The 21,915-nt window shown below is 68.2% G+C and carries 18 protein-coding genes; 5 read left to right on the top strand and 13 right to left on the bottom strand.

The annotated features are described in order from the left end of the window. Positions 1 to 16: 16 nt before the first annotated feature. Positions 17 to 832: an SAM-dependent methyltransferase gene (locus G7043_RS45605; RefSeq protein WP_166055787.1), complete on the bottom strand. Its 816-nt coding sequence runs from the start codon at positions 830 to 832 to the stop codon at positions 17 to 19. A 162-nt stretch (positions 833 to 994) separates the two neighbouring features. Here G7043_RS45605 and G7043_RS45610 point away from each other — a divergent pair, with 162 nt between their 5' ends. Both G7043_RS45610 and G7043_RS45615 read left to right on the top strand, forming a co-directional pair. Further along, on the top strand, positions 995 to 2,308 hold the full coding sequence (locus G7043_RS45610) for a cytochrome P450 (protein ID WP_166055672.1): 1,314 nt from the start codon (positions 995 to 997) through the stop codon (positions 2,306 to 2,308). Positions 2,309 to 2,324: 16 nt separating this feature from the next. Continuing rightward, a complete protein-coding gene (locus tag G7043_RS45615) occupies positions 2,325 to 3,320 on the top strand; it encodes an alpha/beta hydrolase (RefSeq protein WP_166055674.1) in 996 nt (331 codons plus the stop codon). On the opposite strand, the gene G7043_RS45620 is transcribed toward G7043_RS45615, so the two are convergent. Continuing rightward, a complete protein-coding gene (locus G7043_RS45620; protein WP_166055676.1) occupies positions 3,317 to 5,404 on the bottom strand; it encodes a putative bifunctional diguanylate cyclase/phosphodiesterase in 2,088 nt (695 codons plus the stop codon). The two genes, G7043_RS45615 and G7043_RS45620, sit on opposite strands and share 4 nt — an antisense overlap. 103 nt (positions 5,405 to 5,507) lie before the next feature. Further along, a complete protein-coding gene (locus G7043_RS45625; protein ID WP_166055678.1) occupies positions 5,508 to 6,326 on the bottom strand; it encodes an SAM-dependent methyltransferase in 819 nt (272 codons plus the stop codon). A 179-nt stretch (positions 6,327 to 6,505) separates the two neighbouring features. Here G7043_RS45625 and G7043_RS45630 point away from each other — a divergent pair, with 179 nt between their 5' ends. The 3 genes from G7043_RS45630 to G7043_RS45640 are packed head-to-tail and all read left to right on the top strand — an operon-like array spanning position 6,506 to position 9,154. Then, complete coding sequence (locus G7043_RS45630; RefSeq protein ID WP_166055680.1) at positions 6,506 to 7,816, top strand: cytochrome P450; 1,311 nt, start codon at positions 6,506 to 6,508, stop codon at positions 7,814 to 7,816. Positions 7,817 to 7,833: 17 nt separating this feature from the next. After that, positions 7,834 to 8,823, top strand: a complete 990-nt coding sequence (locus tag G7043_RS45635) for an alpha/beta hydrolase (protein ID WP_166055682.1) — start codon at positions 7,834 to 7,836, stop codon at positions 8,821 to 8,823. Positions 8,824 to 8,836: 13 nt separating this feature from the next. After that, complete coding sequence (locus tag G7043_RS45640; RefSeq protein WP_166055684.1) at positions 8,837 to 9,154, top strand: MGMT family protein; 318 nt, start codon at positions 8,837 to 8,839, stop codon at positions 9,152 to 9,154. A 93-nt stretch (positions 9,155 to 9,247) separates the two neighbouring features. On the opposite strand, the gene G7043_RS45645 is transcribed toward G7043_RS45640, so the two are convergent. The 10 genes from G7043_RS45645 to G7043_RS50270 form a co-directional block, all read right to left on the bottom strand. Then, positions 9,248 to 9,901: a sirohydrochlorin chelatase gene (locus G7043_RS45645; protein ID WP_166055685.1), complete on the bottom strand. Its 654-nt coding sequence runs from the start codon at positions 9,899 to 9,901 to the stop codon at positions 9,248 to 9,250. Next, positions 9,898 to 10,992, bottom strand: coding sequence for a uroporphyrinogen-III synthase (locus G7043_RS45650; RefSeq protein ID WP_166055687.1), 1,095 nt, complete (start codon positions 10,990 to 10,992; stop codon positions 9,898 to 9,900). Before G7043_RS45650 ends, G7043_RS45645 begins: the two co-directional genes overlap by 4 nt. Then, positions 10,989 to 11,303: a nitrite reductase small subunit NirD gene (nirD, locus tag G7043_RS45655; protein WP_166055689.1), complete on the bottom strand. Its 315-nt coding sequence runs from the start codon at positions 11,301 to 11,303 to the stop codon at positions 10,989 to 10,991. Before nirD ends, G7043_RS45650 begins: the two co-directional genes overlap by 4 nt. Then, complete coding sequence (gene nirB, locus G7043_RS45660) at positions 11,300 to 13,756, bottom strand: nitrite reductase large subunit NirB (protein WP_166055691.1); 2,457 nt, start codon at positions 13,754 to 13,756, stop codon at positions 11,300 to 11,302. The genes nirD and nirB overlap by 4 nt, the downstream gene beginning before the upstream one ends. 111 nt (positions 13,757 to 13,867) lie before the next feature. After that, positions 13,868 to 15,172 carry an MFS transporter gene (locus G7043_RS45665; protein WP_166055693.1) on the bottom strand — a complete coding sequence of 435 codons (1,305 nt, stop codon included), beginning with the start codon at positions 15,170 to 15,172 and terminating at the stop codon, positions 13,868 to 13,870. A gap of 99 nt (positions 15,173 to 15,271) precedes the next feature. Then, positions 15,272 to 16,744, bottom strand: coding sequence for an FAD-dependent oxidoreductase (locus tag G7043_RS45670; RefSeq protein WP_166055695.1), 1,473 nt, complete (start codon positions 16,742 to 16,744; stop codon positions 15,272 to 15,274). Then, entirely contained in the window at positions 16,729 to 18,657 is a 1,929-nt protein-coding gene (locus tag G7043_RS45675; RefSeq protein ID WP_166055789.1) for a molybdopterin oxidoreductase family protein, read from the bottom strand. The genes G7043_RS45670 and G7043_RS45675 overlap by 16 nt, the downstream gene beginning before the upstream one ends. Positions 18,658 to 18,762: 105 nt before the next feature. Continuing rightward, a complete protein-coding gene (locus G7043_RS45680; RefSeq protein ID WP_166055697.1) occupies positions 18,763 to 19,560 on the bottom strand; it encodes a TIGR02569 family protein in 798 nt (265 codons plus the stop codon). A gap of 89 nt (positions 19,561 to 19,649) precedes the next feature. Continuing rightward, complete coding sequence (gene moeZ, locus G7043_RS45685) at positions 19,650 to 20,822, bottom strand: adenylyltransferase/sulfurtransferase MoeZ (protein WP_166055699.1); 1,173 nt, start codon at positions 20,820 to 20,822, stop codon at positions 19,650 to 19,652. 79 nt (positions 20,823 to 20,901) lie between these two features. Further along, positions 20,902 to 21,897 (bottom strand): DUF3152 domain-containing protein, encoded by a 996-nt coding sequence (locus G7043_RS50270; protein ID WP_313888417.1) that lies wholly within the window; start codon positions 21,895 to 21,897, stop codon positions 20,902 to 20,904. Positions 21,898 to 21,915 lie beyond the last annotated feature (18 nt).

Raw genomic sequence — 21,915 nt, forward strand, 5'->3', positions numbered from 1 at the left:
ACGCTCGATCGAGTTTCTACGGCTTACGAGCGACGCCGGCGTACGCGAGCCTGTTCACCGCTGGATCGGCGGAGATGTCACCAGGCCCGGAGGTTCGCCATTCGGCGTAGGTGACGAGTCCCGGCTCGAGCAGCTCGAAATCACCGAAGAAGGCGGCGATCTGTTCCCAGCTGAGTGGACTGGCCTGGTCTCCGCCCGCCTGGTTCACTCGTTCGACCGCGGCGGTGATGCGTTCGTCGCCATGATCGTCGGCGAAGTGCGTGATCGCCAGGTAGCTCCCGCTGGGCAACGCCTCGCGGTAGCGCTTCAGCAAACTCCACGGGTCCGCCTCGGTCGGCACCCAGTGCAGCATGAAGAGCATCAGCAGACCGATCGGCTGGTCGAAGTCGAGCAGCCGGCGCACCTCGCCGTTGTTCAGAATGCTTTCCGGTTCACGCAGGTCAGCCTGTAGCACGCCGGTGCGGTTGTTACCCGCGAGGATCAGTTCGCTGTGCGCGACGGCCACGGGATCGCGATCGACGTACATGACCCGGCACTCGGGATCCAGCCCCTGCACGACCTCGTGCACATTGGCCACGGTCGGGATGCCCGAGCCGATGTCCAGGAACTGACGCACCCCTTCGTCGACCATGGCCCGCACCGCGCGGCCGAGGAACGCCCGGTTGACCCTGGCGGCACTGCGCGCGTGTGGCAGCAATTGCTCGATCTTGTCGCCCATCTGGCGGTCCACCGCGAAGTTGTGCGCACCGCCGAGCAGGTAGTCGTACATCCGCGCCGCACTCGGGACAGAAACGTCCACGCTCTGCGGAACCCAGTTCTGCTCGTCGGGCACGACGATCACCTCTTCAGGTTGTGGGCGCACAAGCTTAGTCAGCCACCAAGTGCACTGGATTCGGCCGCTGGTGTGAACGCAAGCCACCCGATCGGGCACTGTCACTCTGGGCCGAACGACTCCTATGGTTGTCCATCACTTTCCACGTCGCGAGGAGCGATGATGTCCGTCCCGGTGGCACCCGGCAGGCTGCCATTTCTCGGGCACACTCTGCCGTTGCTGCGCAAAAGATTCGAGTTCACCACGAATTTACGAGCTCAGGGCGATCTCGTCGAAGTCTATCTCGGTCCGAAGCGAACTTTTTTCGTGACCAGCTCCCAGTTGATGCACCAGGTGCTGGTGACCGACGCACCGAAGTTCCACAAAGGGCAGATTTTCGACAAGCTCCGCCCGTTCCTCGGCAACGGGCTCGCGATGTCGAACGGCACCTTCCACCTGCGGCAGCGCCGGATGCTGCAGCCGGCATTCCACCGCGACCGGATCGCAGGCTACGCGAACACCATGGTCCGCGCGACGCGGGAACTGGTGGAGGGGTGGCGGCCGGGCGAGGTGCGGCAGGTCGAACAGGACATGCAAGGCCTCGCCGTCACGATCGTCGGCGAGTCGCTGTTCTCCACCGAGATCGGCAAACGAGCGATCGACGAGGCCCGCCGGTCGGTCTTCCTGATCGTCAAGAACGGGACCGTGCGCGCGCTCTCACCGGGGTTCTTCGAGAAGCTGCCCATCCCGGCCAACCGCGAGTTCGACGCCGCCATCGCCCGGATGCGCGCGATCGTGAACGAGGTCATCGCGAGCTGGCGCGCCGACGGCACCGACCACGGCGACGTGCTGTCGATGCTGATGCTGGCCAGGGACACCGAAACCGGCGAGCCGATGACCGACCAGCAGGTCTTCGACGAGGTCATCACCCTGCTGACCGCGGGGATCGAGACCACCGCCCTGGCACTGGCGTGGATCTTCCACGAGATCGCCGCGAATCCGAAGATCGAACAGCGGGTGCTGACCGAGATCGAACAGGTACTGGCCGGACGACCGGTGACGTTCGACGACGTGCCGAAGCTGACCTACCTCGGCCAGGTCGCGCATGAGGTGCTGCGGAAGTACTCGCTCTGGCTCCTCATGCGCCGCGCCGCCGAGGAGGTCGACCTCGGGGGCGTCCGCCTGCGGCCCGGCACCGAGGTGATCCTCAGCCCGCACGCGATGCACCACAACCCCGCGAACTTCGCCGACCCCGACCGCTTCGACCCGGACCGCTGGACCCCCGACCGCGTCCGGCAGCTGCCGAAGGGTGCGTTCGTCCCGTTCGGCGGTGGCGTCCACCAGTGCATCGGAAACCACTTCGCACTGACCGAGATCGTCATCGCGGTGGCGACCATCTGCCCTCGCTACCGGCTGGTTCCCGTCCAGCAGGTGCGCACCAAGTTCACCAATGCTCTCTACCCCCTCGGCCTCATGATGAAGGCCGCCCCCCGTTAGTTGGAGGTTGTCCCCGATGCGTCTCCGTCGGCTTTGTGCCGCCGCATTGCTCGCATTGCTCGTCCCCGTACCCACTCCGGCGAACGCGGTCCAGACCAGCTGTCAGGACGTGTACACGCCGGTGCGCTTCGGGCTCACCCAGCAGACCATGTACGGCAAGTTGTGTGTGCCGCAGGACGCCACGACCGTCCAGGTCCTCGTTGCCGGTGGCACGTACAACAGTTCGTACTGGGACATCCCGCTCGATCCCGAGACCCGCTCGGTACGGCTGGCGATGAACAACGCCGGCATCGCCACCATGACAGTGGACCGGATCGGCACCGGCAAGAGCAGCAAACCGCTGAGCCTGCTGGTCACCGTCGCCAGCCAGGCCGAAGCCGTGCACCACGTGATCCAGAGCCTGCGTCCCAGGTTCCAGAAGGTACTGGTCGGCGGCCACTCCGTCGGCTCGGGGATCGCGATCGCCGAGGCTGGCACGTACCACGACGTCGACGGCGTGCTGATCACCGGCCTGGCCAACCAGTGGGACTACGTCAGGGTGGTGCCCACGGCGGCCAGCCTGATCCCGGTCACGCTCGACCCTCGGCTGAGCAGGCTGGGCCTGGATCCGGGCTACGTGACCACGATGCCGAACACCCGTTACAACTCGTTCCACCGGCCCGGTCCGCTGAACACCGCCGTCATGGACTTCGACGAAGCCACGAAGGACGTCGCTTCGGCGGGTGAGGCCGTCACCACCATCCTCATGAACAACATCGTGATCCCGTCCAGCCGCGCCATCACCGCGCCGGTGATGTCGGTCCAGTCGACCGCGGACTTCTTCTGCGGCACCCCACCGCTTGGTGCCGACTGCTCGTCGACCGGGGCACTGATCGCGTCCGAGCGTCCTTTCTTCCCGCAGGCGCCGCGGATGGACGCGTTCATCCTCAGCGGCTACGGCCACTGCTTCAACTACGCGCCCGACTCGTCCGGGTACCACGCGGCAGTCACCGCGTGGCAGCGCAGCATCTAGTCCTTGAGTTTCTTGAGGAACTCGCCCGCGTCCAGCGGGGACCCGAGGTGGGCGCCGATCGCGAGGTCGGCGCCCGCTTCCGTCCACCACTTCGCCTGCTCGGCGGTCTCGATGCCGTCGACGCAGAGGTTCACGCCCAGGTCGTGCACGGCCTTGACCAACGTGGCGGAGCGCGGGTCCTGACGCCACACCAGGTCCTTCGGCACCGCCACGGACACGATGGGCAGCTCCGACAGCCAGGCCAGGTCGCGCGGCCCGAGGCCGAAGTCGTCGAGCGCGATCGTGATGCCCATGTCCGCCAGGGTGCTCAGGTTCTCCGCCGCGCCGGCCACGTTCAGCACGCCGACCGGCATGGTCAGCGTCAGCCGTTCGGGCGGCATCCCGGTCTCCTCGAGCACCTTCGCGACGCGGGACACCAGGTCCGCGTCCGTCGACTGGTGCCGGGTCAGCCGGACGCCGAACTGGGCGTCGAGCTCACCGCGCTGGCGCCACCACTGCGCCTGGCCGGCGGCGATCCTGATCAGCCACTCGCCCATCGGCAGGATCAGGCCCGTCGCGTCGGCGAGCGCGGCGCACCGGTCCGAGAGGTCCCAGTGCAGCACCGCCTCGACGCCCGCCAGCTCACCGGTCGCGAGCACGCGGACCGGCTGGTACGTCACGCCGATGTCGCCCTGCTCCCACGCTCCCGGCATCACGACGGCCAGCGCGTGGTCGCGCCTCACCTCGGTGTCCTGGTTGCCGTGGAACAACTCCCACTGGCCGCGCTGGTCCTTCTTGGCCTGCCGCAACGCCAGATCCGCCATGCGCAGCAGTTCGATGGGATCGACGTCGGGTGACGGCTGGTGGACCACACCGGCGCTCACCGAGACCGCGAGCCCGTGGTCGTCCACGAAGATCGGTTCGGCCAGGTCGGCGTTGATGGTGGCCATCATCGTCGCGATGTTCGGCGTGGCCACGGAGTTCTCCACGACGATGCCGAACTCGTCGCCGTCGAACCGCGCGACCATCGCCCGTTCGCGGGAGGTCAACGCGCGCAGCCTGCGCGCCACGTGTTGCAGCAGCTTCTCGCCGACGCGGCCGCCGAGGCTGTTGCACACCAGGCCGAACGCGTCGAGGTCGAGGTGGAACACCGTGATGCCGAACGCGGGATCGGCGCGGCGCAGCACGGTTTCCAGGTGGGTGGTGAAGAACTGCCGGTTGGGCAGGCCGGTCAGCACGTCGTGCAGCGACTGCCTGCGCAGTTCTCCTTGTAGCAGCGAGAGTTCCGTGTCGTCGTCGGCGACCACGAGGACATGACTCGCCTTGTTGTCGCCGTCACGCAGCAGTGACGCGGTGAGCGTCACCTTGGCCAGGTCGTCCTCGCCACGCAGCAGCTGGATCGGTTCCCGCTCGAAGTCGTCACGCTCGGCGAGCACCTTCTCCATCATCTCGCGGAACGCCACGATCGAGTTCGGCGCGATGAGCTCCATGAGCCGGACGCCCGGCTCCGGCGGCCGACCGATGATCTCGCCGATCGCGTCGTTGGCCCACACCACCTTCCCGTCGAGGCCGACGATCAGGATGCCGTTCGTGGACGAGGTCGCGATGCCCGCGAACTTGGCCTCGCTCTGCCGCTGGTCCCACTGCGCGTCGCGGGCGGCCTTGAGCAGCGAGCGTTGCATGCTCTCCTGCTGGTCCAGGATCGAGCGACCGCGAGCCGCGCTGAAGCCGCACGTCAGCGCACCGATTCCGCCGATGACGCGCACCGTGAGCTGGTCGATCGAGCGGAACTCCTCCAGTGCCAGCAGGCCTTTGCCGAGCACGTCGACCGTGCGCTTCAGTCCGGGCTCGTTCACGTAGCCCAGAGCGACGAGTCGCTCGCCCACCTCCTCGAACGGAGCAGGGTCGAACGGCTCGTTGTGCAGTGCCGCGCACAACACGTCGAGCTGGCCGCCCAGTTCGGCGTCCAGCTCGTCTCTGCTCAGCGCGACGACTACGACGCTGCTGAGCAGGTAGCTCCACTTGCGCGCCAAGGCTTCACGCGCGCGGACGGCGGCGGTGTCCGAAGGTGGAGCGGCATCGGGTCTTCGGCTCGGATTCGTCATTCCCGTTGCCCTGTAATGGGTTGGAGAGTGTTCGGCAGTTTACCTACCGGCAGTCGGTGCCCGTTGCGCCAACAGTGTGATCCTCTGACACTACCGGGTGGTTTCAGTCCTTACGACCGACGCCAGCGTACAAGAACATGTTCATGGACGCCTCGTCGGCGAAGTCCCCGGGTCCGTCCGGTCGCCATTCTCCACACCCGACCAGGCCCGGCTCCACCATTTCGAAACCTTCGAACAGCGCGTTGACCTGCTCGTGCGTGCGCATGTGCATCTGGTCGGCGCTCTTGCTCCGGTTCACCACCGCGGCGGCCTGGTCGACGCTCTCGTCGATCTGGTCCTTGGCGACGTGCGTCATCGCGATGAAGCTGCCGGCGGGCAGCGCGTCGCGGTAGTGGGCGACGAGCTTCTCCGGGCTGTCCTCGTCCGGCACCCAGTGCAGCATGAGCAGCATCAACAGCCCGATCGGCTCGTCGAAACGCAGCAGCCGCCGCACGTCGGGCGCCGACAGCACGGCCTCCGGATCGCGCATGTCGGCCTGCACGATTGCAGCATTTTCGTTGTCAGCCAGCATCAGTTGGCTGTGCGCGACGGCAACGGGGTCCTTGTCGACGTAGACGATTCGCGCAGCCGGGTCGCGGTCCTGCGCCACCTCGTGCACGTTCATGACCGTCGGGATGCCGGAACCGATGTCGAGGAACTGACGAATGCCCTGGTCCATCAGGAAGTTCACCGCGCGGCCGAGGAACCGCCGGTTGAGCCGGGCCACGTTGGGCAGCCCCGGCACGAGCTTCTCGATCTGGGAACCGACCTGGCGGTCGGCGGCGAAGTTGTGGGCGCCGCCGAGGATGTAGTCGTAGACGCGGGCCATGCTCGGCACGTTCGTGTCGATGCCGAGCGGCACCCAGTCCTGGGTCTCTGCCACGGGGAACACCTCTTCGGTTCGTGGCGTTCGGGGGAAGACGCATGAGCTTAGTCACCCGAGCGGTGTGTGCACTGAACCATCAGAGTGACTCGGAACCACCCGTTCAGGCACTGTCGTCTTCCCCCAAACGGCTCCTAGGGTGGTCCGTCCCCATTCGGTCCAACTCCGCAGGAGCCCGAATGCCCGTCCCGGTGGCCCCCCGCCGCTGGCCGTTACTCGGGCACACCCCGGCGATGCTCACCCAGCGCGCCAAGTTCACCGACGCGCTGCACGAGCACGGCGACGTGGTGCGCCTGGACCTCGGTCCACTGCACGCGTACTTCGTCTCCGACCCCGCGCTGACCCACGAAGTGCTGGTGACACAGGGCTCGAAGTTCCGCAAGGGCGCGATGTTCGACAAGTTCCAGCCGTACCTGGGGACCGGGCTGCTGCTGTCGAACGGCGAGTACCACCTGCGACAGCGCCGGATGATGCAGCCGGCGTTCCACCGGGAACGAATTGAAGCGTATGCCTCGACGATGGCTCGTGCTGCTGCTTCGCTGGCCGCGCGCTGGCAGCCGGGCGAGATCCGCACCATCGAGAACGACATGCAGGAGCTCGCGGTCACCATCGTCGGTGAGGCGCTCTTCTCGACCGAGATCGGGCAGCGCGCCGTCGAGGAGGTCCGCCGGTCCATCTTCACGGTCATCCAGCAGGGCATGATCCGCGCGCTGTCGCCGTCCTTCGTCGAAAAGCTCCCGATTCCAGGCAACAGGGAATTCGACGCCGCCATCGCCCGCATGAAAGCCGTGGTGCTGCAGGTGATCGAGAGCTGGCGCGCCGACGGCACCGACCACGGCGACGTCCTCTCGATGCTCCTGCTGGCGCAGGAGGACGGCGTGGGCATGACCGACCAGCAGACCTACGACGAAGTGCTCACCCTGCTGACCGCCGGCATCGAAACCACCGCGATCGCCCTGGCCTGGGCGCTCTACGAGGTCGGGCAGCATCCCGAGATCGAACGCCGCTTGCACGCCGAGGTCGACGCGGTCGTCGGCGATCGCCCCGTGACGTTCGCCGACGTGAGCTCGTTGGTCCACACAGGACAGATAGTGCAGGAGACCCTGCGGAAGTACCCGATCTGGTTCGTGATGCGCAGAACCCTCACCGAGGTGCAACTCGGTGACGTCACCCTCCCTGCGGGCGCCGAGGTGATCGTCAGCCCGCACGCCCTGCACCACGACGAGCGCTACTTCCCCGAACCCCAGCGCTTCAACCCCGACCGCTGGACACCGGAGTTCGTGTCCGCTCTTCCGCGCGGCGCGTTCATCCCGTTCGGCGGCGGCAACCGCCAGTGCCTGGGCAACGTCTTCGCCCAGACCGAGATCGTCATCACCCTCGCGACCATCGCCGCCCGCTGGCAGCTGGTCCCCACCCGTCCGGCGCGCGTGAAGTTCACGTCCGCCCCGTACCCCGACGGCCTGCTGATGAAAGCCGTCCCCCGCAACTAGTTGGAGGTAGTTCCACCATGCGTTTCCGCCGGCTGTGCGCCGCGGCTCTGCTCGCCACCGGAACCCTGCTCGCCCCACTCCCCGCCTCGGCCGCCACGACCTGCCAGGACGTCAGCTACCCAGTGCGAGTCGGCCTCACCCCGCTGATCACCTCGCAGGAAACCATGGCCGCCAGGCTGTGCGTGCCCAGCGGCGCCACCACCGTGCAAGTCCTCATCCCCGGCGGCACCTACGACAGGTCCTACTGGGACGTGGGCTTCGACCCAGCCACCCACTCCTTCACCCGCGCGCAGAACAAAGCGGGCATCGCCACCCTGGCCCTGGACCGCCTGGGCACCGGCAAGAGCTCCAAACCACTGAGCGCCATCGTCACCGCCTCAACCCAGGCAAGCGCAGTCCACCAGGTCGTCCAAACCCTGAAACCGCGCTTCGCCAAGGTGATCGTCGCAGGCCACTCCATCGGCTCCGCGATGGCGATGATCGAAGCGGGCACCTGGCGCGACGTGGACGGCGTCCTGGTCACCGGCTTCACGCACAAGATGAACTACATCACCGTGGTCCCCGTGCTGGCCAACATGATCCCGGCCGGCCTGGACCTCGGCTACCTCACCACGATGCCGGACACCCGCTACAACGCGTTCCACAAACCGGGCCCGCTGGTCTCCGGCGCCATCTCGTTCGACGAAGCCACCAAGGACGTCTTCTCCGCAACCGAAGCGGTCGACACCATCCTGCTCAACACCGTCATCATCCCGATCAGCCGCAACATCAACGTCCCGGTCCTGATCGTCGTGGGCAACGACACCCACTTCTGCAGCTCCGGCCTCCCACTGATGGGCAGCGACTGCTCCTCGGCCGCGGCTCTGAAGGCCGACGAAGGCCAGTTCTTCCCGGCCGTGCCGCGCCTCGACACCTACGTCCTCAACGGCTACGGCCACTCCATCAACTACGCCCCGAACGCACCGGAGTACCACGCCGTCGTCGCCAACTGGTCGAAGACCCTCTAGCTAGACTCGGGGGATGGACGAAGAGATCCACGAGCGGATCCGCGACTTCATCAAGGCCATCCCCCGCGGCCGCGTCGCCACCTACGGCGACATCGCTGATCTCGCCAAGGCACCGTCGCCACGGCTGGTCGGCCGCATCCTCAACGAGGACGGCCACGACCTGCCGTGGCAACGCGTGCTGAAGGCCGACGGCACCTGCGCCCCGCACCTGCGCGACACCCAGCTCCAGATGCTGCACGAGGAGGGCGTGCCGAACCTCGACGGCAAGGTCAACCTCCGCGAGTACCGCTGGGAAGACGCGCGCGAGGAAGAAGCCGAAGGCCTCTGGTGACCAGGGCACCCGCACGGCCGGTCCCCAGCGACCCTCAACCCCGAACAAACCACCCGGTGGAACAGTTCCATTGAGGCCGGACCAGCACCAGCCTCATGCTGATTGCAGCAACACGGCCCGAGCCTCGTAGTACTTGCGCAGCAACGCATCGACCACAAGAGGATGCGCCCCGATCGGTTCGGACACGACGTCCGCACCGCACTCGGCGAGCGACCCGTGGAATGTCCCAGGTGCCAAGAGCCACGAGGCAACGGCCACGCGACGCCCCCGCGCCCCGGCCGCGAGATCGGCGACCACGTCGGGCACGCGGGGCGTCGCGGTCGCCACATACCCGACCGCCGAAGCCCCCAGCAACCGAGCCGCCCGTTGAACGTCGGCCAACGCCCGAGCGTCTGACGAACCCGCCGCGGCGAGCACCACTGCGTCGCCGCGGCGGAAACCTGCTTCCCGCAACCGATCCCGCACCGCGGGCACCGCGTCCAACCCCAAGGGCGACGTCAGCACCACGTCTTGGCGCAGGCCGATCTGCTCGGGAATGTCCTTGCGCACGTGGTAACCGGAGGCCAGGAACACCGGCACCACGATGCACGGACCGTCCACAACGGACCGCACGTCCGGTTGCCGGACGTCGGCGTAGGCGACCTCGACCGGCACGTCCACCGAAGGCCGCACCAGCGAGGCGATCTCTTCACACACCACGGCTCCGCGCGGGTCGCGCGTGCCGTGGAAGGCCAGAACGAGCTTCATGCGGGCTCCATAGCGAGGCGGTAACCGCGTTTCACGACCGTGCACACCATCTGCGGTGATCCCAGCGCGGTCCGCAGCCGCCCGATGGCGGTCTCGACCGCGTGTTCCTCGCCGCCGGAAGGCAAAGCGGCCAACAGATCCTGACGAGAAACGACCCGTCCGCGAGCCGCCACCAAAGTGCGCAGCACCGCCATCGGCGCCGGGGCGACGGGGCGCAGTTCGCCGTCGATCACCACGGCCTGCGCCCGCATCTCCATGTCCCGGGAGGCGATCCGCAACCGGGTGGCACGCGCCGGCAACTCCACCGCCAGTTCGCGCACCATCGACCCGATCCGCGAGCGGGCCGGCTGCACCACCGGGATCCCGGCGGCCACCAACGGGCCGGCGGTGATCGCACCGACTCCGACCACCAGCACGTCGCGTCGCAGCATCGAGACCAGGTCCGCCTGGCGCGGGCCGGCGGTCCGCAGCACCGAAGACGCGGCTGGAGCGCTGGTGAACGTCAGCGCGTCCACCTGGCCGGCCAGCACCGCGTCGATCAACCGGTGCAACGGGCCCATGTCGGCCGGCGGCTCCCACCGGTACACGGGAATCTCCACCACGTCGGCGCCCGCGGCCCGCAGCGTGTTGACGAAGTCCGGCAACGGCTCGCCGTGCAACTGGATGGCGACCCGCTTGCCCGAGACTCCCATGCGCAGCAGGTACTGCAGGAGTTCGGCGTTCGACTCGGACGACGGCGACCACGCCTCGACCAGCCCGGCCGCCCGCACCGCGCCCTTGGCCTTCGGGCCGCGTGGCAGCACCACGGCGCCCTCCAGCGCGCGGTGCAGACGGCTGGCCAGTCCCCACCCCTCAGCGGCTTCGAACCACCCGCGGAAACCGATCGCGGTGGTCGCGACCACGACGTCGACCGGCGCTGCCACCAGCCCCGACGTGGCCTGGTGCAGGTCGGCGTCGTCAGGCAGCGGCACGATCCGGATGGCCGGACCGTGGATGACGGAGGCGCCCTTGCGTTCCAGCAGGGCGATCAGCTCGTCGGCGCGGCGGGCGGCGGTGACACCGATGGTGAAGCCCGCCAGCGGCGCGGTCATGTCACCTCCACTACGCCATCACGCACGCGAACCGCACGAACCGCGACGGAAACCGAAGGCTCGTCCAGGCACTTGCCGGTGGCCAGCTCGAAGGCCTGCTTGTACACCGGCGACACCACGACGGGAACGCCACCGCGATCGCCCACGATGCCGCGCGACAACACCGCGGCGCCGCTGAACGGATCGATGTTGTCCAACGCGTGCAACGAACCGTCCGCGGTCAGGAACACCGCCACCTGGGAACCGTCGGGCAGCAGGGCAGCCACACCCTGCTCGGGACGCAACAAGTCGAAGTCACAGACAACGGTCACCTGACGACCTCCGGAATTCCGAGCTGGACGGGAACGCGCTGACCACGCTCAGCGCGGAACGAGATCGTGGGGTCCGGGGTGCCGGGTGCGTTCACGAACGACGTGAACCGCGCCAGCTTCTCCGGGTCCTCCAGCACGCCACGCCACTCGTCGGCGTAGTCGGACACGTGCGACTCCATCGCGGCTTCCAGCTCGGCGCAGATGCCGAGCTTGTCCTCCACGACGACCTCGCGCAGGTGCTCCAGCCCGCCGTCGAGCCCCTCCAGCCACGCCGAGGTGCGCTGCAGCCGGTCGGCGGTGCGGATGTAGAACATCAGGAACCGGTCGATGATCCGAATCAGCTCTGCGGTGTCCACATCGGACACCAGAAGGTCCGCGTGGCGAGGCGTGAAGCCGCCGTTGCCGCCGACGTAGAGGTTCCAGCCGTTCTCGGTGGCGATCACGCCGAAGTCCTTGCCGCGCGCCTCCGCACACTCACGGGCACAGCCCGACACGGCCGACTTGAGCTTGTGCGGCGAACGCAGGCCGCGGTAGCGCAGCTCCAGCTCGATGGCGAGGCCGACAGAATCCTGCACGCCGTAACGACACCACGTCGTGCCCACGCAGGACTTCACCGTGCGCAACGCCTTGCCGTACGCGTGACCGGACTCGAAGCCCGCATCGACCAGGCGTCGCCAGATCTCCGGCAGCTGGTCGACGGTCGCACCGAACAGGTCGATGCGCTGACCGCCGGTGATCTTCGTGTAGAGACCGTAGTCGCGGGCGACCTCACCGATGACGATGAGCTTCTCCGGCGTGATCTCACCGCCCGGAATGCGCGGCACGACCGAGTACGTGCCGTTGCGCTGCAGGTTCGCCAGGAACTTGTCGTTGGTGTCCTGCAACGAGACCTGGGCCTCGCCCAGGATGTGCCCGTTGTTCAGCGACGCCAGGATCGAGGCCACGGCGGGCTTGCAGATGTCGCAACCACGACCGCTGCCGTGCTTCTCGACCAACGTCGTGAAAGTGGTGATCTGGGTCGCGCGAACGATCTCGAACAGCTCCGCCCGCGAGTACGTGAAGTGCTCGCACAACGCCTTGGACTGCTCGACACCGCAGTCCGTGAGGAGCTTCTTCAGCATCGGCACGCACGAGCCACAACCCGTACCCGCCTTGGTGCACGCCTTCAGTTCGGCGATGTCGCAGGCGACGCCGGACTGAATCGCGTCGGTGACGGTCTGCTTGGTGACCGCGTGACAGGAACAAACCTGCGCGTCCGCGGGCATTTCCACGTCGACCGCGCTACCGGGCTGCAGCAGAGCGGCCGGGACTTCCTTGCCCACCAACGGCCGCAGCGACGGGTAGGACGACGCGTCGCCGACGAGCACGCCACCCAGCAGGATGCGAGCGTCGTCCGACACCACGAGCTTGCTGTAGGTGCCCGCGACCGCGTTGTTCACGACGACTTCCAGCGCGCCCTCGGTGGTGGCGTGCGCGTCGCCGAACGAAGCCACGTCCACACCGAGCAGCTTCAGCTTCGTCGAGACGTCCGCGCCGGGGAACACCTTCGTGCCACCGGAGATCTGGTCCGCGACCACCTCGGCCATCGCGTAACCGGGGGCGACCAACCCGTACGCCACACCTTCGACGGCAGCGCACTCACCGATCGCGAACACCCGCGGGTCGGCGGTCCGGCAGGCGGCGTCGACCAGGTACCCGCCTCGCGGACCCAGCTCCAGCCCCAGGTCCAGATCGGTCCGCGGCCGGATGCCGGCGCTGAACACCACGACGTCGAGGTCGAGCTCGAGCCCGTTGGCCAGCTTGGCGATCAACCGCGTGCCGTCACGTTCGATGGAGTTCGCGGAGGTCCCGGTGTGCACGGTCAGGTCGAGCTTCTCGACCAGCCGCTTCAGCAGTCCGGCACCGCCTTCGTCGACCTGGATCGGCATCAGCCGCGGCGCCAGCTCGACGACGTGCGGAGAGACGCCCATGCCGCGCAACGCGTTGGCCGCCTCCAACCCGAGCAGGCCACCACCGAGCACCATGCCGGAGTGCCGGCCGGGCCGGTCAGCGGCCTCCACGGTCGCCCGGATGTCGTCCAGGTCGTCGATGGTGCGGTAGACGTGGCAACCGGGCAGGTCCCTGCCGGGGACCGGCGGCACGAACGGCACCGAGCCGGTGGCCAGCACCAGCGCGTCGTAGGTGACTTCGATGCCGGAAGCGCCCACCACGACGCGGCGCTCCCGGTCGACGGACACGGCCTTCTCGCCGAGGCGGAGTTCGCAGCCGGTCAACGGACCGAGCTCCAGATCGGCCGAGTTCCAGGTGTCCACATAGGACGACAGCGCGACACGGTCGTAGGCGGGCCGGGATTCCTCGCCGAACACCACGATCCGCCACGACGAGTCACGGAGGATCTCGACGAGCCGGTGGCCCACCATGCCGTTACCGATCACGACCAGGGTTTGGGTCATCGGACAAACCTCCTTCGCCCGGTTATGCTCACCGGGCGGCGTGTCATCCCAAGGTCCGCAATATTTCGCGGGTGTTAAAGGAAACTCTCTCCGCAGTTCAGGCGACGTGCGTCACACGCCGGCGTAGGCCAGCGACGGCCGGGCCGCGAACACGTTGCGCCGCAGGTAGAACCACCAGGTCGTGGCGAGGCAGAGCCCGTAGAAGACCAGGAACGCGGTCAGCGCGGGTGCCAGGGTCTTCGAGCCCTCGAGCGAGAGCTTGAACACGTAGTTCACCAGCACGCCACCGGCCGCGCCGATCGCGCCCGCGATGCCGACCACCGCGGCCGCCTGCCTCTTGGCCGACTTGTCGTCGTCGGACTGCGTGCGGAAGATCGCCGGGATCATCCGGTACGTCGAGCCGTTGCCCACGCCGGCCAGCACGAACAGTGCGATGAACGAACCGAAGAACAGCGCGAAGTTCTTCAAGTCGACGCTCACGATCACGCCGATCGTGCCGATCGCGAGCCCCACGAACGTGCCCGCGGTCACCTTCGCGCCGCCGATCCGGTCGGCCAGCCAGCCACCGAACGGACGGGCCACCGAGCCGATCAGCGCACCGAGGAACGCGAGCGCCACCCAGCCCTTGTAGTCGACGAAGCTGATCTTGATCAGGGACGGGAACGCGAACGAGAAGCCGATGAACGAGCCGAACGTGCCGATGTACAGGAACGACATCACCCACGTGTGCATGTTCGACATGGCCAGCTTGTAGGACTGGCCGTCCGGCTTGGCCTGCGTCAGGCTGTCCATGAAGAACCACGCGCAGATCGTGGCGACCACGATGAACGGCATCCAGATCAGCGCCGCGTAGGCGAGGTGGACCCCGGTGCCGATGGTGATCACGATCGGCACGATGAGCTGCGTGACCGCGACACCGAGGTTGCCGCCGGCGGCGTTCATGCCGAGCGCCAGGCCCTTCTTGCCCTCCGGGTAGAAGAACGAGATGTTCGCCATCGACGACGAGAAGTTGCCGCCACCCAGACCCATCGCGGCCGAGGTCAGCAGGAAGAACCAGTAGGGCGTGCCCGGCGTGGTCACCGCGTAGGCCAGCATCGCGGTCGGGATCAGCAGCAGACCGGCGCTGATCGTGGTCCAGGCCCGCCCGCCGAACTTCGGCACCGCGAACGTGTAGGGCACCCGCAGCACCGCGCCGACCAGGTTCGGCACGATCAGCAGCCAGAACTGCTGGCCCACGCTGAAGTTGAAGCCGACCGAGCCGAGGCTGACGACGACGATGCTCATCAGCACCCACACGCTGAACCCGAGGTTCTCCGCGAAGATGCTGAGCGCCAGGTTCTTGCGCGCGATCCGCTTGCCGGTGCTCTCCCAGAACTCGGGCTTCTCCGGCTCCCAGTGCTCGATCCAGCGGCTCATGAATGTCCTCCACAAGGGTTCGGCGACTGCCGAAAAACTAAGAACCTCGGATTACCGAGGGGTTCTGGCCGATGACGGCGACGGGAACTCCACCGCACATCACGCCGAGGCGGGCTGTGAGGCTCCGAGCCAGTCCAGCAACCCGCACACCGCGTCCTTGCACCCACCACAGCCAGTGGTCGCCCGGGTCGCCTCCGCGAGCTGCGGAACGGTTTCCGCCCCCGCACGCCAGGCCGAGACGATCTGTCCCTTGGAAACGGTGTTGCACCGGCAGATCACCGCGCTGGACGGCAAGTCGGCCGGCGACGCGGCTTCCGCCGGCAACGCCCGTCCCAGCAGCAACGCCAGCCGGTCGGTCGGAGCGGGGATGCCGCGGTCGTAGAGCTGGGTGATCGTGGCGGCCGCGTCCGGTGCGCCGATGACGATCGCGCCGGCCACCCTGTCGTCGCGCAGCACGAGCTTGGCGTAGCGGCCGCGCGAGGGTTCCTGGAAGCACAGGACCTCCGAGTCCGGGCAGTCCACCTCGGTGTGGACGTCACCCAGCGCGGCCAGGTCGACGTCACGAGCCTTCAGCCGGGTGACGACAGACGTGCCGCGGTACCTGGAAGCCGGGTTCGCGCCGGTCAGACGGTCCGCGAGCACGGCGGCCTGGTCCCACGCGGGTTGCACCAGGCCGGAGACCGTGCCGGGGTGCTGGGCGCAGTCACCGATGGCGTGGATGCGCGGGTCGCTGGTGCGCAGGGCGTCGTCGACGACGATGCCGCGGTCGACCTCCAGGCCCGCCTCGACGGCCAACGACGTTTCGGCGCGCACACCCGCGGAGACCACGACGAGCTCAGCGGGAACGTGCGTGCCGTCGTCGAGGATCAGGCCGTCACCGGGCAGGTACTTGGCGGCCAGCGCGTTGAGGCGGAACTCGATGCCGAGCTGACCGAGGGTGCGGGCCAGGACGCCGCCCGCACCGGGGTCGAGCTGGCGTTCCATGAGGTGGCCGACCGGGTGGACGACCGTGACCAGGCAGCCGCGCCCGGCCAGGCCACGCGCGGCCTCGATGCCCAACAAGCCGCCACCGAGGACGACCACAGGTGCACCCTTGTGGGCCTTGGCCTCGATCTCGGCGCAGTCGTCGAGCGTCCGGAACGCCACCACACCGGCCGCCAGCTTCCCGTCCTCGACCAACCCCTCGGCGGGCGGAACCCACGGCGTACTACCCGTAGCGAGCACCAACGCGTCGTACGGCAGGCTCACGCGGGGCCCTTCCGTACTGTCAGAGCGAACGAAAGCTCCCCGCGTGTCCTCCACCGTCACGGTGCGTGACGATCGGTCGATCGAGACGACCTCGTGGCTCAGGTGCAGGTCGATGTTGTGGTCGGCGGCCCACTTCTCGTCGTGCAGCCGGGTCGAACCCGGTGTCATGGTCCCGGCGACCACCGTCGAGAGCAGCACGCGGTTGTACGCGGCGTGCGGCTCGGCACCGATGATGGTGATGGAGATGTCCTGGTCACGGCGGCGCAGCTCGTCGGCCAACCGTGCGCCCGCCATGCCGTAGCCAACGATCACGACTCGTCGCATACCCGCTCCAATCGCACCGCGCAGACCTTGAACTCGGGCATCCGGCTCGTGGGATCGAGCGCGGGGTTGGTGAGCAGGTTCGCCCGCCCGTCACCGGGGAAGTGGAACGGCAGGAACACCGCGTCGGCGCGCATGCTCGGCACGCACCGCACGACAGCCGTCACCGTTCCGCGCCTGGACACGACCTGGGCGGACTCGCCGGAAGCGAGGCCGGCCCGGGAAGCCGTGTCCGGGTGCATTTCCACGTACATCTCGGGAACTGCCTTCATCAACTCGCCGATGAGGCGCGTCTGCGCGCCCGACTGGTAGTGCTGCAGCACCCGTCCGGTGGTGGCCTGCAACGGGAACTCGTCGTCCGGCGGCTCGGCGGGGCCGCGGTGGTCGACCGGGATGAACCGGGCCAGCCCGTCGGCGTGCGCGAACCGGTCGAGGAAGAGCCTCGGCGTGCCGGGATGATCGACGGACGGCACCGGCCAGTGCAGCTGCTCGGACTCCAGCCGCTCGTAGGTGATGCCGGAGTAGTCGGACGGGCCGCCCTTCGAAGCGCGGCGCAGTTCGTCGAACACGACCCGCGGCTCGGTGGAGAACCCGACCGCGCCGAGGCGCGAGGCCAGGCCGTTGATCAGCTCCAGGTCGCTGCGCACCCCGGCAGGTGGGTCGAGTGCCTTGCGACGCCTGATGATCCGGCCTTCGAGGTTGGTCATCGTGCCGTCTTCCTCGGCCCACTGCGTGACCGGGAACACGACGTCGGCCATCGCGGCGGTCTCGGACATCACGAAGTCCGCCACCACCAACAGGTCCAGCGCCTTCAACCGGTCAGCCACCCCGGACGCCCGCGGCGCGGACACCACCGGGTTGCTGCCGAACACCAGCATCGCCTTGAGGTCGTCGGCGTCCAGCAGCTCGTACGCGCTGCGTCCCGGTCCGGGCAACCAGTCGACGCCCCAGACCTCCATGATGTGCTTGCGCGCCGCCGGATCGTCGAGCTTGCGGTAACCGGGCAGCTGGTCGGCCTTCTGGCCGTGCTCACGCCCGCCCTGCCCGTTGCCCTGCCCCGTCAGGCAGCCGTAGCCGGACCCGGTGCGCCCCGGCAGGCCCAGCGCGAGCGCCAGGTTGATCCACGCCGAGACGTTGTCGGTGCCCGTGGCGTGCTGCTCGGTGCCGCGGCCGGTCAGAATGTAGGACCGCCCGGCCAGCATGTGCACGGCGGCGCGCTGATCAGCGGCCGAGACACCCGTGACGCGTTCGGTGTGCTCGGGCCACCACTGCGCGGCGACCCGCCAGGCGTCGTCGAAGCCCGAGGTCCGCTCGGAGACGTACTCCTTGTCGATCACGCCCTCGATCACGGCCGTGTGCAGCAACCCGAGCGCCAGCGCGAGATCCGTGCCCGGCGCGGGCTGCAGGTGCAACGTGGCGCGCTCGGCGGTCGGCGTCCGGCGCGGGTCGATGACGATCAGCCGCGCGCCCTCCAGGTGCCGCAGGAACGGCGGCATGGTCTCGGCCGGGTTCGAGCCGGCCAGCAGGATCGTGTCGGCGGTCCGCAGGTCGGTCAGCGGAAACGGCAGACCGCGGTCCAGCCCGAACGCCTTGTTGCCCGCCGCGGCCGCCGACGACATGCAGAACCGGCCGTTGTAGTCGATCTGCGAGGTCTTCAGGGCGACGCGCGCGAACTTGCCGAGCAGGTACGCCTTCTCGTTGGTGAGCCCGCCACCGCCGAACACGGCGACCTCGTCGGGCTCGTACGACCGGATCCGGGAGGCCACGTAGTCCAGCGCCTCGTCCCACGACACCGGAGCGCCGTGCAGCAGCGGCGTGGTCAGGCGGGACGGATGGCGCAGCAGCTCCCCCGCCGTCCAGCCCTTCTGGCACAGCCCACCGGGACCAGGGGTCACCTGGCCGTCGATGACGCTCATGGAGCACTGCAGCGCGCAGTAGGGGCAATGGGTCACGCAGCTGACGCTAAGAAGCCCCTGTTAACCCGATGCTCCGGAATGTTTCGTCAGTGGAAAATGACCCGCTCAGAGGAGTGCGGTGACCTGGTGAGCAGCATGTTCCAAGCCCGCAAAGGACTGTGATGTTGACAACGGGTGCAGCGCGTGCACAGCCAGACGGAACAGAGTCGCGCGCAGCAGCACCTGTTCCCACTCGGCCTGGTGGCTCCACCGGTGGAGCAGTCCGGAGTCCGCGCCACCCCACGCGACGGCGTCCACGGCGATCACCGCGGCGGCCCACTCGGCCGGGCGCCAGTACGCGGTGAAGTCGATGACGGCGGGTTGGGCGTCGCCGGCGAACAGCACGTTGCCGAACAGGTCACCGTGCACGACCTGCGGCTTGAGGTTGAGCGGCTTCTGCACGTCCTTCAGCAGGTCGAACAGCCGGCCGCCGAGGTCGGCGTCGAGCGGCACGTCCTCCTCGCCCCACGCCTTGCGGTCGGCGACCGCGAACACGTCCGTGCGGGTGTCCAGGAACCGGGGTTTCGGCAGCTCGGCCGTGGCCTGGTGGAGTCGTTGCGCGACCGCGATGACCTCGTCGTGGCGTGCCTCGGCCCGACCGGCGAGGAACTTGGTGGCCGACCAGCCGCCGACGACGTACCGGCCGTCGGTCGAGCGCAACGGTCTGCCGATGCGCAGGTTCGGCACGTCCAGCCCGTCGAGGGTCTTGGCGATCCAGGTGGCCTCGGCCGGCTTGGGCGCGGGCCGGATGGTCGCGTCGCCGCAACGCCACGCAGGGCCACCGTCGATGAGCTCTGGTTCGGCGTCACGTGCCCCGAACGCCGCACGCACGTGCGCTGGGGGCGGTTCGGGGGACCGGGTCACGATCCGGCACGCTACCTGGCTAGACCGTCCGGGTGGTGGACCGCGACACGCGGCTTTTTGACGCCACCACCCGAACAGCCCAGTCGGGACTAGTACGTGGGCAGGCTGGGGTCGACTTCGCGAGCCCAGGCGAGCACTCCGCCACCGACGTGCACCGCGTCCTTGAAACCCGCCTTGTGCAGCGCCGCGAGGGCCTCGGCCGACCGAGCGCCGGACTTGCAGTGCAGCACCAGCGGCTTGTCCTGCGGCAGCTCCGAGAACGCCTCACCTGAGAGGATCTTGTCCTTCGGGATGAGCACCGAGCCCGGGATCTTCACGATCTCGTACTCGTGCGGCTCGCGCACGTCCACCAGCAGGAAGTCCTCACCGGACTCCTGCTTGTGCTTGAGCTCGAGCGGCGTGATCGTGTTGCCCGCGGCGGCCTGCTGCGCGTCCGTGGACACGACCCCGCAGAACGCCTCGTAGTCGATCAGCTCGGTGATCTTCGGGGACTCCGGGTCCTTGCGGATCTTGATGGTCCGGTACGACATCTCCAGCGCGTCGTAGACCATCAGACGGCCCAGCAGCGGGTCGCCGATGCCCGTGAGCAGCTTGATCGCCTCGGTCACCATGATCGAGCCGATCGACGCGCACAGCACGCCCAGCACGCCGCCTTCGGCGCACGACGGGACCATGCCGGGAGGCGGCGGCTCCGGGTAGAGGTCGCGGTAGTTCAGGCCCTGGCCGTTCGGGGCGTCCTCCCAGAAGACGCTGACCTGGCCCTCGAACCGGAAGATCGAGCCCCACACGTACGGCTTGCCCAGCAGCACCGCGGCGTCGTTCACCAGGTAACGCGTGGCGAAGTTGTCGGTGCCGTCGAGGATCAGGTCGTAGTCGCGGAAGATGTCCAGCGCGTTCTCGGAGTTGAGATGCGTCTGGTGCAGCACGACCTTGACGAACGGGTTGATCTCGGCGACCGAGTCGCGCGCGGACTCCGCCTTGGGGCGGCCGACGTCGGACTGGCCGTGAATGACCTGACGCTGCAGGTTCGACTCGTCCACGACGTCGAAGTCGACGACGCCGAGCGTGCCGACTCCGGCCGCGGCCAGGTACAGCAGTGCCGGGCTGCCCAGGCCGCCCGCGCCGACGACGAGCACCTTCGCGTTCTTCAGCCGTTTCTGCCCGTCCACCCCGACGTCCGGGATGATCAGGTGCCGGCTGTAGCGCGCGACTTCTTCCTTGGTCAGCTCCGCGGCTGGCTCAACGAGCGGCGGAAGCGCCATGCTGGTCCTCCTCGACGAATGTCTCCGTGTCCGAGACAACGTCTACCCTGCCTCGACTCTTCCCCGTTGGAAAGCCGTCTCAGCCTGCGGGAAACGGGTTCACCTTGCAGATCTTGCCGTCCGCGGGCACGACGTCCTGTCCCGCGTTGAGCTGTGACACGAAGTTGTTCGCCACGCCGAACGTCTGCTGCATCATCACCGGGGCCGGTGCGTCGTTCTCGGCACACGCCGCGTGCCCGTTGCCGAGCGCGTGGCCGACCTCGTGGTTGATCACGTAGGTCCGGTATCCGGGGATGTCGGACCCGTAGACCATCGCGCCGCGCACCCACCGGGCGACGTTGATGACCACCCGCTTGGTCGGCTTGTCGTAGCACGACGTCTCGAACGGGATCTCCTTGCCGCAGATCGTGTGCGTCGTCTTCGTGCTGGTCAGGGAAATGACGAAGTCCGGGTTCTGGTTCGCCTCGACCCGCTGCAGCGCCACCTGCTTGGTGCCGATCCAGCTGCGCGGGTCGGCCAGGATCCCGTCGACGGTCCGCGCGAACGCCGCGTCGTCGTTGTTGTAGTCGGCGGGCTGCACGCCGTCCTCGATGGCGATGGCGTACTTGCGGAACGTCCGCGCGTTCCCCTCGCCGACCCTGGCCCCGCTGCCCGCGATCGCCCGCCAGGTGCCGACGCCGTTCTCGGAGAACGCCGGTCCCGGCGGCAGCTCGGCGGTGGGGATGTCCAGCTTCGGTTTCTGGCCCTGCACCTCGGACGGAGGCGCCTCGGGCGTGCTGACGGGCGTCTCGGCGGCGTTGTTGGTGCTGGCGCCTCCGGCCGCGGGCGACTTCGGCTGGACGGTGTCGAGCACCACCAGCGCGGTCAGCACGAGCAGGACCGGGATCGCGTAGATGCGCCAGCCGTAGTTGGCGACGAGCTTCTTCACCCCGCCGCGCTTGCGGGGTCTGCGGTGCTGGGCGGTGCCGTCGGGTTCCCAGGCAGCCGCGAGCGGTTCGGCGCTGGTCCGGCGCTCGCCACGACGGTAGCGGTCGACTGACGGATCAGTTCGTCCTCGCTCGGGGGCGCGATTCACGTTGCCCAGGGTCCCACA

Source organism: Lentzea alba (assembly GCF_011067745.1).
Taxonomy (GTDB): domain Bacteria; phylum Actinomycetota; class Actinomycetes; order Mycobacteriales; family Pseudonocardiaceae; genus Lentzea; species Lentzea alba.

What these genes read in the sequence shown, in the direction of transcription:
- G7043_RS45650 (WP_166055687.1), bottom strand. Translation starts at nt 10,992, where the DNA reads ATGACCGCGCCGCTGGCGGGCTTCACCATCGGTGTCACCGCCGCCCGC.
- G7043_RS45665 (WP_166055693.1), bottom strand. Translation starts at nt 15,172, where the DNA reads ATGAGCCGCTGGATCGAGCACTGGGAGCCGGAGAAGCCCGAGTTCTGG.
- G7043_RS45610 (WP_166055672.1), top strand. Translation starts at nt 995, where the DNA reads ATGTCCGTCCCGGTGGCACCCGGCAGGCTGCCATTTCTCGGGCACACT.
- moeZ (WP_166055699.1), bottom strand. Translation starts at nt 20,822, where the DNA reads ATGGCGCTTCCGCCGCTCGTTGAGCCAGCCGCGGAGCTGACCAAGGAA.
- G7043_RS45615 (WP_166055674.1), top strand. Translation starts at nt 2,325, where the DNA reads ATGCGTCTCCGTCGGCTTTGTGCCGCCGCATTGCTCGCATTGCTCGTC.
- G7043_RS45630 (WP_166055680.1), top strand. Translation starts at nt 6,506, where the DNA reads ATGCCCGTCCCGGTGGCCCCCCGCCGCTGGCCGTTACTCGGGCACACC.
- G7043_RS45675 (WP_166055789.1), bottom strand. Translation starts at nt 18,657, where the DNA reads ATGAGCGTCATCGACGGCCAGGTGACCCCTGGTCCCGGTGGGCTGTGC.
- G7043_RS45620 (WP_166055676.1), bottom strand. Translation starts at nt 5,404, where the DNA reads ATGACGAATCCGAGCCGAAGACCCGATGCCGCTCCACCTTCGGACACC.
- nirB (WP_166055691.1), bottom strand. Translation starts at nt 13,756, where the DNA reads ATGACCCAAACCCTGGTCGTGATCGGTAACGGCATGGTGGGCCACCGG.
- G7043_RS45640 (WP_166055684.1), top strand. Translation starts at nt 8,837, where the DNA reads ATGGACGAAGAGATCCACGAGCGGATCCGCGACTTCATCAAGGCCATC.
- G7043_RS45635 (WP_166055682.1), top strand. Translation starts at nt 7,834, where the DNA reads ATGCGTTTCCGCCGGCTGTGCGCCGCGGCTCTGCTCGCCACCGGAACC.
- G7043_RS45670 (WP_166055695.1), bottom strand. Translation starts at nt 16,744, where the DNA reads ATGCGACGAGTCGTGATCGTTGGCTACGGCATGGCGGGCGCACGGTTG.
- G7043_RS45645 (WP_166055685.1), bottom strand. Translation starts at nt 9,901, where the DNA reads ATGAAGCTCGTTCTGGCCTTCCACGGCACGCGCGACCCGCGCGGAGCC.